This window comes from Bacteroides acidifaciens, from assembly GCF_024623065.1.
Lineage (GTDB): Bacteria > Bacteroidota > Bacteroidia > Bacteroidales > Bacteroidaceae > Bacteroides > Bacteroides acidifaciens.
The window spans coordinates 114,188-129,447 of the sequence record NZ_JANJZR010000002.1 but is presented as its reverse complement, the minus strand read 5'-3'; the positions used below and the strand labels follow the sequence as shown (position 1 = coordinate 129,447).

10 protein-coding genes are annotated in these 15,260 nt (G+C 41.7%); 3 read left to right on the top strand and 7 right to left on the bottom strand.

Annotated elements, in window-relative coordinates:
- Positions 1-13 precede the first annotated feature (13 nt).
- The 6 genes from NSB03_RS01055 to NSB03_RS01030 all read right to left on the bottom strand — a co-directional run bounded on the left by NSB03_RS01055 (position 14) and on the right by NSB03_RS01030 (position 5,318).
- A complete protein-coding gene (locus tag NSB03_RS01055) occupies positions 14-1,429 on the bottom strand; it encodes a DUF3868 domain-containing protein (RefSeq protein WP_121765490.1) in 1,416 nt (471 codons plus the stop codon).
- A 42-nt stretch (positions 1,430-1,471) separates the two neighbouring features.
- Positions 1,472-1,663, bottom strand: coding sequence for a hypothetical protein (locus NSB03_RS01050; RefSeq protein ID WP_024986104.1), 192 nt, complete (start codon positions 1,661-1,663; stop codon positions 1,472-1,474).
- A 19-nt stretch (positions 1,664-1,682) separates the two neighbouring features.
- Positions 1,683-2,246, bottom strand: coding sequence for a DUF3575 domain-containing protein (locus NSB03_RS01045; protein WP_024986105.1), 564 nt, complete (start codon positions 2,244-2,246; stop codon positions 1,683-1,685).
- A gap of 12 nt (positions 2,247-2,258) precedes the next feature.
- Positions 2,259-3,311 carry a DUF3868 domain-containing protein gene (locus NSB03_RS01040; protein WP_024986106.1) on the bottom strand — a complete coding sequence of 351 codons (1,053 nt, stop codon included), beginning with the start codon at positions 3,309-3,311 and terminating at the stop codon, positions 2,259-2,261.
- 22 nt (positions 3,312-3,333) lie between these two features.
- Entirely contained in the window at positions 3,334-4,008 is a 675-nt protein-coding gene (locus NSB03_RS01035; RefSeq protein ID WP_128824195.1) for a DUF3575 domain-containing protein, read from the bottom strand.
- Positions 4,009-4,358: 350 nt separating this feature from the next.
- Positions 4,359-5,318 (bottom strand): tyrosine-type DNA invertase cluster 3b, encoded by a 960-nt coding sequence (locus NSB03_RS01030; protein WP_135038404.1) that lies wholly within the window; start codon positions 5,316-5,318, stop codon positions 4,359-4,361.
- A 141-nt stretch (positions 5,319-5,459) separates the two neighbouring features.
- On the opposite strand from NSB03_RS01030, the gene recO reads away from it, so the two are divergent.
- Positions 5,460-6,188, top strand: a complete 729-nt coding sequence (recO, locus tag NSB03_RS01025) for a DNA repair protein RecO (protein ID WP_024986108.1) — start codon at positions 5,460-5,462, stop codon at positions 6,186-6,188.
- A gap of 32 nt (positions 6,189-6,220) precedes the next feature.
- On the opposite strand, the gene NSB03_RS01020 is transcribed toward recO, so the two are convergent.
- The gene (locus NSB03_RS01020; RefSeq protein WP_135038401.1) at positions 6,221-10,276 is read right to left on the bottom strand and encodes a hybrid sensor histidine kinase/response regulator transcription factor; all 4,056 of its coding nucleotides are present in this window, start codon (positions 10,274-10,276) and stop codon (positions 6,221-6,223) included.
- Between the two features lie 250 nt (positions 10,277-10,526).
- On the opposite strand from NSB03_RS01020, the gene NSB03_RS01015 reads away from it, so the two are divergent.
- Both NSB03_RS01015 and NSB03_RS01010 read left to right on the top strand, forming a co-directional pair.
- Positions 10,527-11,738 carry a glycoside hydrolase family 88 protein gene (locus NSB03_RS01015; RefSeq protein WP_024986109.1) on the top strand — a complete coding sequence of 404 codons (1,212 nt, stop codon included), beginning with the start codon at positions 10,527-10,529 and terminating at the stop codon, positions 11,736-11,738.
- 362 nt (positions 11,739-12,100) lie between these two features.
- The gene (locus tag NSB03_RS01010) at positions 12,101-15,244 is read left to right on the top strand and encodes a SusC/RagA family TonB-linked outer membrane protein (RefSeq protein ID WP_024986110.1); all 3,144 of its coding nucleotides are present in this window, start codon (positions 12,101-12,103) and stop codon (positions 15,242-15,244) included.
- Positions 15,245-15,260: the final 16 nt, after the last annotated feature.

The window sequence follows — 15,260 nt, the reverse complement described above, 5'->3', positions numbered from 1 at the left end:
TTAGTTAAATAAATTATTTTAATTCACTAATTAGTTTCAGGTTTTCTGCCGCTTGTGACAATCCTGCGTCTTTAGCCTGCTGGAACAGTGTTTCTGCTCTCTCGTAATCATCCTGAAGGAAAGAAACGACCCCTTCTGCTAATGTCTTTTCCGGCACTGCCGGAGCTTTCTTGAGAAAAGAGGCGGCGGTCTTTGTGTCTTTTTGCATCAGGGCTATGCAGGCGGCGTTCAGATTTGCCGTTGGATTGTCGGGAAACAGTTGCGCGGCAGTCATAAAAATCTTGTTGTACATCCTGCTTCCCGGAGAGTGTGTGAGCGCAAGACGGAACATTTCTTCCAAGCTCAGATTTCGGGGATTGGTGTCGAATACTTTCTGCGATTCTTCCACCGTGAACGGACGTACATAATATTCGATGGTATAGTCAGAATGCCTAAGCAAAGTAAACCAGTGTTCGAGCACAAAACGGTAGAACGTTGGAAATTGTGTTTTCAGTATCCTTTCTTTGCGGTCGGGATGAATATCGCCCGTCACGATTTCCATGACTGCCTCTTTCTGTCGGAAAGTTGTGTCACCGAGAAGCGCTTCAAACCCTTCCCAATCCTCGGGTGTATAGGATGTATGAATATTCTTTTTTTCGAATGTATATAATCGGCTTACATATTCTTTCAATGCCTGTGTACGTTCGTGGGACAGTCGTTCATTTACCTTAAGAGGGCCGTCCGGTGATGCGTAACCGTGAATACCGATGTGTGTGATGCTTACGTTACTGTCTTGTTTGATAGTGTTGATTGTCTCTATGATTTTATTTAGTTCGGCTGCATTATTGCTGTATTTGTCATTAATGGCAGTTGCATTGACGGGAAAGTCAATGAACGCTGAACCTTTCTCCTTTCTGATTTTCGATTTCTCGATTTGTGGAGTCAAGAATGCAAGTTGCGGAACAGGTGTTGGTTGTGGGTGCAGACGGGCGATGCAGGTGAAATCTTCCGTGCCGGGAATACCGCAGCCACAACTCTTCTCTACTAATGAGAGAGTAGCCCGGTTCATCCATTTATCAAACGGGGCGGATTGCAGGTAATGCAAAGTCTGTCTTTCTCCGTTTTTTCTTTGCAGGGCTTGTGCTTCTTTTTCTTTTTTTCTTGTTTCCCGCAGGAATATGATATGCTGTTTCCGGCTGTTGATATAAATGGGTGGCAGTTCCAACCGATGTTCCAAACTGTCGCTGACAACAGGAATCAATACCATAGATTCATTGGGTGAGAAATCGCGGGTGATGTCTATTGAAATAGAAACCACCAACTCTTTTCCGACCTTATACAGGCTGGATGAGGTTGTGCGCACAGCCCCTGTTTCTTCTGTCGCAAGCGCCGGGGCTTGTATCATCAGAGACAGAATAACCGCAATGATAAAAATTGCTCCTGTTTTCATTATTGTAATAATCTATATTTCTTTGTCTTATAGGTGAATCTGTTACCAAGGATAAATCTGGGATATTACTCCATACTGTTGTAATTCTTCCAAAATCTTTATATCCTTTTTACTTTTGCTGAATCCGCCATGTCCTAGATGATATACTCTCCAGGGAGTGGTGCGGTATTTGCGCGCTATCTGCAAATAGATACGCCTTCTTTTTGAGAACCAAACTTTCCATAGACTGTTCATACTGTTTCCTCTTTTCGTTTTAAAATAGATATACCAAACTTATGGAGGCCTTGTTGGGGCCTGCGTAATGATGGTGTCCTTTGTTGCGAAGTCCTGCACATTTCCTGACACAGTTGTACTGCTTATAGCAGATGAAATCATATCCTGCTCCCAAAGCTGTTTCTATGTTCCAATGGTCGTTCAGCATCCAATGGTATCCACAACTGATGCCACCCCCTACGAGCCAGCCCTCATACCGATGTTCTTTCAGTCTTGAGAATATGCCGAAAGGCAGTTTCTTCCCGCCGATATTGAATTGCCCGCCATTGAGATAAGCTCCCCAAAAGAAACCGTTGAACTTCTGGCAAGTCCAGTATTTATATTCGGGCTGAATCAGCCAGTAACGGTTCACGTACATCTCACTTCGCTTCCATGGTCGCAGGCTGCCTGCCAGCTCGACGGTGCTTCTGTTTCCTACGGCATAGGAGATACCTGCTCCGAAGGAACCGTCGATTGCCGGAAGTGCGTTGAGTCTGACGGCTACTTTCTGCGAATAGCAGTGAAGACAACCGAATGATATAAGTAGGGCTATGAAGTATCTCATTGTATCTGTCGGTTAAGGACGTTTATTGTTTTCGAAAAAGACCTTCAGGTTGTATGTGGCTTCCTCGGAACCTTCCGCTTTGGCGGCTTTCAGTATGCGGATGCCCTCGTATGTATTTCCGGTCATCAGCTCATACACTCCCCGGCAACTTTTGTAGGCAAGTCCCTCATGTAATGCCATTGAAAGGAATTTGTTTGCTGATTTCGTGTCTCCCTGCTCAATGGCGGCAGCGGCGGCATTGAGGTTGGCGACAGGATGCACGGGATACAGCTTGACGCTGATATTGATAATCTGATAAAACTTCGTCTTGTTGTCCGCATATGACAGTGCCACTGTATAAAGTTCGCGGAGCGATAACATCTGCGGATTGATATCTGCCATAATCTTTGCCTCTTCGAGATTGAAGTTCAACTCTTTCTGGTTACGGATGTCTACGTCATCCGATGCTGGGGAAACATACGAACCTTTATATTTTAATTTCCTGTTTACCGGAGTTGAAGGTGTTGTATTGCTGGTGGCCGTTACCTGAGAAGGGGTTGCCTGAACTGTTGTGGCAGTTGCGCTTACTTCGGGTGGTAGCACTGCGTATTGCGGTGCGATGATTAACGTGTCTTTTAGCGTCTGTTCGCCTTCGGGTCTGACGATAGTCCTTCGCAGGTAGACTGTGGCGTCGTTCATCCAGTCTTCCATCGGCAATGCGGTGCGGTAAGCGATAGTACGAGAATGGTCGTTGTCAATGCTTGCCACGAGATATGCCGGAGTGGTTTCCTTGCTGTCTTTCTTTTTGCGCAATATTTGGTTGCGCAGGTATAGCTTCTGTTTCTGCTTGCCATTCAGTTGAATGGCGGGCAGCAACATTCTGTAGTCCCGGTTGGTCAGGACAGGTGTCAGTATGACAGCGTTCTTCGGGTTCATGTCCTCTATCTCTACCGATACGTCCATCGAAAGGAGTAATGAGTCTGCCCGTACTCCCAAAAAGTGGGGCTTGATATCCAGCTTGACGTTCTGTGCCGGAAGCAGATTACATATCAATAGGCCGAGCAAGATGAGTGTTTTCGTTTTCATTTTATGCGTTTATTAAATTGGATTATTGGATGAAATACACGACCGATATTCCTATTTGCGTAGGTCCCCAATAGTTGCAATTTGACTTTTCTATCAGGGGAGCGCCTGCGGATTGCCCGTAGCGTTTGTAATTGAGATGGGCGTATCCCAATGCGAAACCCGCTTCCAGATTCCATTGCGGGCTAATCATCCATTGGTAACCGTAGGAAATGCCGAACCCCGCCAGATTACCTTGATAGCGGTTGTTGATGATGTGTCGGTTCTCTACACCCAGCATCTTTCCGTCTCCGAATCCCCAGGGAAGCATTCCGCCGAAATTGAATAAGGCATAATGAAGCTGTAGCCCGATAAAGCTTCCTGCGAATGCTTCGTTGAACCATTTGCGGTATTCCGGTTGTACGAGGAAATGCTTCATTTTCTTATTGTTGCTGAAACTCCACGGATTGTAATTGACGGAAAGACTGAGGGTATGTGTGTCGTCACAGCGTATCTCACCTCCGAGATTGAATGAACTGGTGAGGTCATAGAGCAGATTGCTCTTGACGGCTATGTTCTGTCCGCATAGGTTGGATGCAGGCAAGATGAATCCGATAAAGATGAGAAGGACGACCGGCATTTGTTTTATGCTTGTCGCAAACTTCCATCTTCCGCCCGCGAACGGGTGCGAGTCTTTAGCTGTATCAGGTTTGTGTGTCATAACTTTTTGTTTATGCATGTCTGTTACTTCTTAGGTAACGGAATTCTATTTGCATGACAAATGTATCTGAAGATAAAACAGGAAAAAGACAGTGGTCTTTTATAAATAAAATATACTTGAATGATTTCGGATGGGAATTAGTCCGATGTTCGGCAATAGATGGTTAGAACATGAATGAAGTCTGCTTCGTGTTCTTGCCTGTTATTTTATTTTTTCAAAGGAAAAGAATAAAATAAGATACGATTTATTTGGATAGTGAGGTTCTTTTTATATATCTTTGTGCCGAATTTATATCCGTTACCTAAGAAGTAACAGAACTGGTAAAGTGTTTGTTATTAATTTGTTATGGATTAATGGTGTCTTTCTCTGTAAGATTCGATGTAATAACAATTCAATTTGTTGGCATCTGTCCTTTCTTTCAATCCGAAGCCCTTCAGGTAGGTCTGTGTGGTCTTGATTGATTTGTGCCCCAATGATTCACTAATCATCTCGATGGAGATTCCCTGATACTTTGCGTTTGTTGCCCAGGAGTGACGGATAGTATATGAAGTGACAGGTGATTTCAGTTGTAATTCTCTCGACAGGCTTTTCAGTTGGTTGTTGAACCGGCGGAGTGCCGACTGGTATTCTTTATAAACACCTTCATCTTTCCGCGGCTTGTCGCCTTTCAGGATATTGAACAGATAATCGGGATAATTCTCTCTCGGCGCAGTGTTGTTGCGTAGTTTGTTCATTTCCTTTTTCGACATATCCAATATTTCAAGGCTTATAGGCGTTCCTGTCTTTATACGGTTGTATCTGAGAACGTTCTGTTCCAGTGCTGATTTCTCCATATGCGCAAAGTCAGAGAACGGCATGCCGCAGAACTGGAACATCAGCCGTGCGATGGCTTGTGTACGGCTCAAGTGTTCGGACTGGGGAGTTTTGTAGAGAAGCGTATGCAATTCGCCGGGCGGCAGTGCTTTCTTCTGTCGTACATCTACTCCTGTGTACACATCACGAAATAATCGGGGGATAAAACGGGCGATACCTGCTTCCACACCGCGGTTGTAAATGCTGCGCAGCATGCGCATATAGGTGGAGACAGTATTTGGCTTCAACCCGTATTCGTGAAGATATTGCCCATATCGCCGCAAACTGTCGCGGGTGATTTGTGCAAATGATACGCCAGGCGTATCACAGAACTTGGTGAATGAGAGAACTGCGTTCTTATACACGTGCGCTGTCGAATAGCGCCCTTCTTCCTGTAGTTTCCATATGTACGCTTTGGCACATACGATAAATCCATTTTTGTTGCTTTTCTGTTTCATAAGCTTGTTTATCTTTATTTTATTATTCAAGGAGTATAACAAAAGTAGTTATCTTTTTTGTTGTTAATGCCTATGAAAACTCTCCGATTGCTATGTAATTTTTTGTAATTTTGTTCCGGATTGATAATAAGGTAATCTGTTATGCTGCAAAAAACAAAAGGAATAGTTCTTCATACGTTAAAATATAATGATACGTCTATCATTGTAGATATGTATACGGAGTTGTCCGGCAGGGCTTCTTTTCTTGTGGCAGTACCCCGTTCGCGAAAGGCTGCGGTGAAATCTGTTCTGTTTCAGCCGTTATCTTTTATCGAATTTGAAGCGGATTACAGACCGAATGCTACACTCTATCGGGTGAAGGAGGCGAAGTCTTTTTATCCTTTTTCGTCCATTCCTTATGACCCGTATAAGTCTTCGATGGCGCTTTTCTTGGCTGAATTTCTTTATCGGGCTGTCCGCGAAGAGGCGGAGAACCATCCGTTGTTTGCCTATCTGCAACATTCTATCATTTGGCTGGACGAGTGCAGCGAAGGTTTTGCCAATTTCCATCTGGTCTTTCTGATGAGGCTTTCCCGCTTTTTGGGGCTTTATCCTAATCTCGATGATTATCATACCGGTGACTATTTTGACTTGCTGAATGCCTGTTTCACTTCGATTCGTCCTCAGTTACATTCATCTTATATTAATCCTGAAGAAGCCGGGCGACTTCGGCAACTGATGCGTATGAATTATGAGACGATGCACCTTTTCGGCATGAGCCGTGCGGAACGCACCCGCTGCCTGACTACTATCAATGATTATTATAGCCTGCATTTGCCGGACTTTCCGGCTTTGAAATCACTGGAGGTGCTGAAGGAATTGTTTGATTAAGATAGCTGAAATTGTATTAGATAATTTTAGTTTTACGTCTTGAATCCAGGTTCATTGGTCGTTTCCTCATCCTCGGAGGGGCTGGTGTCTCCTTTCCGGTAAGTTTGTGGGGTGACGTGGTATCTCTCCTTAAAACATTTGCTAAAATATTTGGGAACATTGAAACCTACCTGGTCTGATATTTCCGCAATATTCAGTTCCATGTTGTTCTTCAGTAAGAATGCTGCACGTTTCAAGCGGAGAGTCATAATGAAATCAGCAGGTGTCTGCCCTGTAATGGCTTTTAACTTGGAGAAAAGTTTTGTGCGGGAAATACTCATGTGCGTTGCCAGCATATCTACATTGAAATCTCCATTCTCCATTTCCTGTTCGATAATTTCCATCACTTTATCCATGAACTTCTTGTCCATTATGTTGTTGGTCAGAATTTGTACGTTTCCTTGTGGCTGTTTGCTGAACTTCTCTTGCATTATGATCCGGTTATTGACCAGATTGTTACAGCGGGACAGCAAGATATTGATGTTAAACGGTTTGGTAATATAATCATCCGCTCCCATTCTCAATCCTTCCAGGTTGTGCTCGATGGCGGTTTTGGCCGTCAGCAGAACTACAGGTATATGGCAGGTATCAAAATCGGTTTTAATGGCTTGGCAAAGTTCCGTACCGGACATCTCCGGCATAATGATATCGCTGAGCACGATGTTGGGATTTTCGGAACGTACTTTCTCCAGCCCTTCCTTGCCGTTGGAAGCGGTAATGACAATATAGAACTCTTCGAATATTTTGGTCAACATTTTTTTTAATGAGTCGTTGTCCTCCACAATAAGAATTTTATATTCTCCTTCCTTTAGTCGGGTGTCATTGTTTGAAACTGTTTGTTCCGACAACAGATATTGTTGGAACTCTGCACTTAACTCATTAACTTCATTAGATGTAAATGTATCTTTTGTGTCACAGATTTGTTCGGAGGTAAAGTGTTCTTTTCCGGTTTTCAGATGTATGCAGAAGGTAGTGCCTTCTCCCAATTCACTGGAAACTTCAATACTTCCATGATGTAGTTCGACTATGCCTTTAGAAAGCGAAAGGCCGATGCCGGTACCTACATAGAACAACGAATCCAACTGTTCCGTTTGATAAAAACGGGTAAAGATATTGCTGATGTCTTTGGCAGCTATTCCCGAGCCATTGTCCGTTACGTCAATGAGAACCTCCTGATTCCTTTTCCGGATGGATATGGAAATTATTCCTCCGGCTTTTGTGTGTTTAAAGGCATTGGAGATAAGATTGTTTATCACTTTTTGCATCTGCTTGGCATCGTACCATAAACTGATATTGTCACTACTCTTCTCGAAGTTGAAAGTAATCTGGCGTTGTACTGCATATTCCTGAAAAAGGAGATAATGTTCATATACAAAGTCCACAATATTATGCTCGCTGACCTTGATAGTCATGTAGCCTTGTTCCTGCTTGCGGAAGTCAAGTAGTTCGGTGATCAGCCCCCTCAACTGTAAACAGCTTTTGTATACCCCTAGTATTTTGTTGTAAACGTTGGGAGCAAAGGAACGCATCTGTAGTAACATTTCCATTTGTCCGATGATGAGTGTAAGAGGAGTACGGAATTCATGTGAAATGTTGGTGAAGAAACGTAATTTGGCTTGGTTGAGTTTTTCGATATCTTCGGCATGCTTTTTTTCATATTTCAGCGATTCTTGAAGTTGGATTCGGCGATGGTAGGTACGTATGAGGTAACATACAATACCCGCAATACATATAAAATATAGTAGGTATGCCCAAATCGTATGATAGAAAGGAGGTAAGATCTCTATTTGCAATCTGCTTGGTGGAACCAGGCTTTCATTGATATTTCTGGCCTTGACAACTAATGTATATTTACCGGGATTTAGGTTGGTGTATGTAATGACATTTTGTTCCAGACTGTTCCATGTATTAGAAAAACCTTCCAGGCGGTATATGATTTTATCTTTATTGAAAGGTATATAGTCGGTTGTGGTATATTCAATGCTGAATATATTTTGATTAGGTTTAAGAGTGATTTTTGGGGTATAAGTTATGTCTCTAGTCAATATGCTGTCTTTATCTCCTACATTGATGTCCTTTCCGTTCACGATAAGTCGGAATGGATAGATGCGGTAAGAACGAGGAGATTCTTCAAGTTCTTTCTCGAAGAAAGAAATAATTCCGGTGGTTCCTCCAATGAATATTTCTCCTTTTTTGTTTTTGTAAAGTGCATTTTCATTGATACAACTTAGCGGGAGTTCTTCATAATTCTTGAATCTTTTCTGCTGATAGTCTAATATGGAGAATCCTTTGTCGGTAGTTACAAGTAGTCTGTTTGGCGATAGCTCGCAGATATTGTAAATAATGTTACTTGCCAAGCCGTTTTTGCTCATATCGAAGTTCTCGAAGTCATCCGTTTCTCTGCGGTATAAATCCAATCCATTTTCATTAGTACAGAACCATAATCTGTTCTGACTGTCTTCATAGATGGAATTGATACTGTTGCTACTGATGCTGTGCTCATTGGCACTCTTATACTTGTATATTGACAGTTTTTGAGTGCCAAAGTCGTAAGCGCAGGCCCCATTGTTGTTATTGGCTATCCATAAAATACCTTTGTGGTCGAGGGTTAATCCGAAACTGGATATGGTATTGTTGAATGCCACTTCATCGTGGAATAACGGTTTACATGTTCCGGTTTCAGGATTGAACAGACCGATTCCGTTGTTGGTTGCTAATATTAATCGCCCTTGATAGGGTAAAATATCTTCAATAAGATTGGATGGAATAGATGTTCTATCCCCCTTCTTATATTTATAATTGGTGGAGCGGCCGGTTTTTAAATCTAATTTGTTAAGTCCTTCCAGATGAATGCCGAACCACATTACTTTTTGGATGGAGTCGTAGTAGATTGCTCTTACATTTCCTTGTCTATAATTGTTGGGAGTATTTTTATCAGTATACCATTGATAGGTTTGGGTGACCGGATCGTATTTATTAATTCCGCCCTTCTCTGTACCTATCCATAAATTCCCCTCGTCATCTTCGGTCATACGTTTAACGATAGGAGAGCTTAAACCTTCTTTTTCCTTGGAAGAAGTCTGGTATTCACGATAAATCTGTTTCTGTGGATTGAAATAGTTAATTCCTCCGGAATATGTCCCTATCCAAATGGTTCCTTGTAAGTCGCAATGTAATCCCCAGATGGAAGAGTTACTTAGACTTTTGCTGTTTTCTTTTTTCACATAACGGGTGAACTTTCTAGTTTGCTTGTCATACTTGTTAAGTCCGTTGAAAGTTCCTATCCATATATTTCCTTGCTTGTCTTCGCAACACCTGTGTGTATAGTTGGAACTGATGGTGGAAGGATCATCTGCTTCATATAAGAAATTATTAATCTGTTTGCCTTGTATGCAGTATACTCCGTGGCCTGATTTGGCAGTTATCCAATAGCAACCGGAAGAATCTCTGATGATATCGGAAATGTTTCCTTCTTTGATAGGCTGGGTCAGTTCCTTTTGTGCGTTGAGTATATAGAGTCCTTTGTTGGTTCCTATGAGAACAGAGTCGTTGTATACGTATAATCTTTGGATAATGCTATTATTTTGAGGCATCTTATAGAACAAATCGAATTTTGTTCCATCGTACTTGAATATCTGGTTTGAAGTGGCAGCGTATAGATATTCAGAAAAGAATTCTGCCCGTGTGCTTTTCTTTATGATAGGAGTAAATTGCCCTTTTTCTATGTCATAAGCGGAAATACCCCTGTTGGTCATGATATAAACGTGGCCGTTTTGGTCTCCTGTGATGTGATAAATATCATTGTATAGAATACTATTTGAGTTGTTTTTCTCTTTTTGATAGATTTTGAAATCTTTTCCATTGTATAAGCTGACTCCATTTCGTGTGCCGAACCACATAAATCCACGTTCATCCTGATAAATGGAAATAATGGAATTGTGTGATAGACCATTGTCGGTAGTCAAATGCCGGAAAGATATGCTTTGTGTACTACATGTAAGTATGTGTACACATAAGAAGTAGCAGATTAAAAAGATTCTGTTTCTCATAATCTTTAGGTATAGTAATCATTATTTAAGATTTGCAAATATAGTTTTTTTGTCGTGAGGAGGAAAACGTGATGTTGTGTTGTTAGGTGTATTATTGTTCAATTTATGTATTATTTTGTCCATTTTGCCCCATTGGGCTCGTTTTGTATGTTTGGGATTCCTTTCATGGATATATATAACCCCTCCAATGTTATTTCATTTTTTATTTTTGTTTGGTAAAGTTGATAAATTAATGAAATATTGATTGTTTATGAAAAATAATATTTTAACTCGTACGTGTATTGGTCTTTTCCTCTTTTCTGTGTTTGCTTGTGTGGGAGCTGAAAGACAGAAAGATTTCCTTTCGACGAATATAGAGTATGCCGCTGTCCAATATGGTTTACAAATAGATGCTCTTGAAAAGAATGATAAAATCTTAATACCTCGTACAGTGAACGCTAAAGGAGATATGGTGTATGCACGTCGTGGTTGGGATTGGACTCTCGGCTTCTTCCCGGGAAGCCTTTGGTATTTGTATAATCTTACCGATAATGAATACTGGAAGCAGAAAGCAGAGAAATGTACCGAATATTTATATAAGGAACAATATAATACTTCACATCATGATATCGGTTTTATCATAGGTTGCAGCTTCCTCAACGGCTTGCGTATGGGAGGTAAAGAGGAATATAAGCCGGTCGTAGTACAGGCGGCCAAATCCTTGTCTACCCGTTTTCGTCCGAATGCGGAGATCATTCAGTCTTGGAATACCGACAAAGGACGTCCGTTAAAGATGGGATGGAAATGTCCGGTGATTATTGATAATCTGATGAATTTGGAACTTCTGTTTGAAGCCACCCGGTTGTCCGGTGACTCTACCTATTATAATATAGCTGTTTCACATGCCGATAAGACCTTGAAGAACCATTTCCGGAAGGATGGAAGTTCGTATCATGTGGTAGACTATGATCCGGAAACGGGAGAAGTGCTTAAGCGTTGCACGGCACAAGGATATTCCGATGAATCGGCATGGGCACGAGGACAGGCTTGGGCTATTTATGGTTATACAATGTGTTATAGGTACACACACTGTCAGGCATATCTGAATCTGGCGAAGAAGGTGTATGAGTTTATATTTACCAACTCAAATCTTCCCGAAGATTTGATACCTTACTGGGATTTTGATGCTCTGAATATTCCAAAGGAACTGAGGGATGTGTCGGCTGCTACTATTACGGCTTCCGCACTGTATGAGCTAAGTGCCTTCTCAAATAATAAGGAATATAAAGAAACAGCAGATAAGATAATGAAAACGCTGTCTTCTCCGGCTTATCGTGCTGAAATTGGTGAGAATCATTATTTTCTGCTGATGCATTCAGTGGGTAGTTTCCCGGACTGCACTGAGATAGACGTTCCTCTTAGTTATGCCGACTATTATTATCTGGAGGCTTTGAGACGTAAAAGAGATTTGGAAAAAGGGTGAATATATCTAATTGTGAAAACATGTTTTAAATCTTTTTTTCTGTTGTAATAGAGTTGTGCTTTCTCTGTGCAAAGCGCTATAAACCGGGGGACTATGGATTTGCAACGAAATAACTACAACTCTGCGTACTTGATGATGGGAGGAGACTTGCTGTAATATGGGGTATTATTGTTTGGTTATGGGGCGTTTTTGTACATAAATACCTTATTGTTGATTGTGTATAATATGCTACCTTCTTGTGAATAATAGATGGCTCTTAATGTCTAAAATCTATTTAATTTTGTGAATTATTGATAGAACCTTTTTAATAATATATTTTATAATTCTTAAATTTAAAAGAGATGGAAAACTTCTTCTTTCCAATGAAGATACCTCAGAGACAGGTATGGCTATTGGCGACGTTTTTGTCATTTGGGCAAATGGCTTTCCCTATAGGAAATAGTGTGTCGGGAGAGGCCTCTGTTGCAAGTTCTATTGTGCAACAGAACCGCAGAATGATTACCGGAACAGTGACTGATAGTCACGGTCCGGTAATTGGTGCCAGTGTAATTGTAAAGGGAACTACCAGTGGGGTTATTACTGATGTGGATGGTAACTTTAAACTGGAAGTTCCGATAGGTGCTACTATCGTTATATCTTATGTGGGATATAAGGATAAAGAAATAAAGTATACCGGAGAATCCACCTTAAAAATCGAACTGAATGAAAATGTTCAAGAGTTACAGGAAGTACAGGTGGTGGCTTATGGTGCTACCAAGAAAGTGACGGTAACAGGAGCAATGTCGTCTATTACAACAAAAGACGTATTGAAAAGTCCGGTATCAAGTATTGGTAATGCATTGGCAGGTAAAATGCCAGGTTTGTCTGCCATCCAGACTTCCGGTCAGCCGGGTAGTGACGATCCCACAGTATATGTGCGTGGTGTGGGATCATTGAACGAATCCATGTCTCAGCCTTTGTTTTTGGTGGATGGAGTAGAACGCAGTTTCTTCCAACTCGATCCTAATGAAGTGGAAGATATTACGGTATTGAAAGATGCTTCTGCAACGGCTGTGTTCGGGGTACGTGGTGCTAATGGCGTTATTTTGGTGACAACCAAACGCGGGCAGGAAGGGAAAGCGAAAGTTAGCTTCTCTACTTCATTTGCCTTACAGACACCTACTCGATTACCTGATTTTGCTAATAGCTATGAATATGCCACGGCATATAATAACGCCCAGCTTCACGATGGATACACCGAAGCCCAACTGGCGTTCAAACCGGAAGCTATTGAAGGGTTTCGCACTCACAGCAATCCGTTGGCTTATCCGGATACGGACTGGATGGACTATTTGGTACGTAATACGGCTCTACAAACGCAACATAACTTGACTATTTCGGGCGGTTCGCAGAGAGTGCGCTATTTCGCGTCACTCGGTGTATTTACTCAGGACGGGCTCTTTAACTGTTATCAAAAAGATTATGATGACAATTACAGCTACAATCGCTACAATTATCGTTTGAATTTGGATGTGGATTTGACAAAGACTACACAGCTTCGTGTGAATGTGGGTGGACGTGTCAATGACAAACACACTCCAGGTGTGGATGGAGAATCGGGTCTGTCCAGTATTGAGACTATTTTCCGTGGTATTTATTGGGCTGTTCCATTTTCCGGTTCAGGTATCGTGGACGGAAAATGGGTGTGGGCGGATGCGCGTAATATTTCTAGTTCTTTCGGTGATATGCGTGATGCCATGTACACTTATTACGGACGAGGTTATGATGTGACTTATGGTAATACGCTGAATTTCGACTTCTTGTTAGAACAGAAGTTGAACTTTATAACCAAAGGCTTGAAAGCTCATGTGAAAGGTGCTTATAATAGTTCTGTTTCTCTTACTAAAAAAAGACGTGGTAAAACTCCTCATTACGAGCCGTTGATACAATCCGACGGATCGGTACTGCTTCGCCGTGTGGATGAAGAAAATATATTAGGCTATGAAGAAGCTATCGGCCGTGGTAAGGACTGGTATGTGGAAGCTGCCCTGAACTATAAACGTGACTTTGGCAAACACCACGTTTCGGGACTTGTAATGTATAATCAATCTATCACTTATTACCCTAGCGGCCCTTCGGCGTTTTTGTCAATTCCGAGAAGTTATATCGGTTTGGTGGGACGTGCTACTTACGACTATAACACCCGTTATATGTTCGATGTGAATATGGGATACAACGGATCGGAGAACTTTGCTCCGGGCAAACGTTTCGGTTTGTTTCCCGCGTTCTCTGTGGGTTGGGTGATATCAGAAGAGAATTTCATGAAGCCGGTAAAAACTTTTATGGACTACTTGAAAATGCGTGTATCTTATGGTATCGTAGGTAATGATCGTGTGAGTGATAAGTCCCGTTTCCTCTATCTGCCGGACGTATACAATGCTTCTAATGGTGGTTTCTACTTCGGTAGTGGCAGTTCTATTACTACAGGTGCCAACGAGGCAAAGAAGGGAAATCCCAATGTGACTTGGGAAACGGCTGCTAAACAGAATTATGGTGTTGACGCTTATTTCTTTAATAGCAAATTGAAGGTGAACTTTGACTACTTCATCGAACACCGCCGTGATATCCTGACTTCCCGTGGAACTGACCCCGGTTATTTGGCTGTGACGCTTCCTACCGCTAACATCGGTAAGGTAGACAATAAGGGATATGAAATCAATGTGAATTGGAGAGATAAAATTAACAAATTGAGATATAATATCGGATTTAATATTTCGCGTACCAAAAACAAGATTATTTATATGGACGAGGTGACTTATCCGTATGCTTATATGCAACGTACCGGTAAATCTGTCGGTCAGCATTTTGGTCGTAAGTTTGCCGGGTATTTCTCCGAGGAGGATGTGGAACGATATGCCACCGAAGGACATGGAGGTATTCCTGATCATGGCATTACTCCCAAGCCTGGCGATGTGATGTATATGGACTTGAACGGTGATAAAAAGATAGACCAGAATGATATTACCGCTATCGGTAATACTAACTATCCGCAGTTGTCATATGGTATCAACTATGGTATTTCTTACAAAGGATTTGACATCAGCATGACTTGGGCGGGGGCTGCCAAGACTTCACGTATGTTGGACGACGTTTTCCGTTATCCTTTTGGGCAGACTAACCAACGTTCACTGATGAAATATTTTGTTACCGATACTTGGACACAAAAGGGGAGTGCGGCTAAATATCCCGCTATCTCGTTTGTGAACAGAAGTAACAATTACTATGACTCTGATTTATGGTTGCGTGATGCTTCTTACTTACGTCTGAAGAATGTGGAAGTAGGTTACAGTTTCTCCAAGAAAATTTTGAATAAGATGCATTTAGGCAGTTTGCGTGTATATGCTACCGGTTATAACCTGCTTACATTTGATAAATTGGACGTGATAGACCCGGAGTCGAAATCTGCTGCAAGAGCTAATTATCCATTGGTGATGGTTATCAACTTTGGTTTGAAAGTAGGTTTTTAATTAAAAAATAGAATGA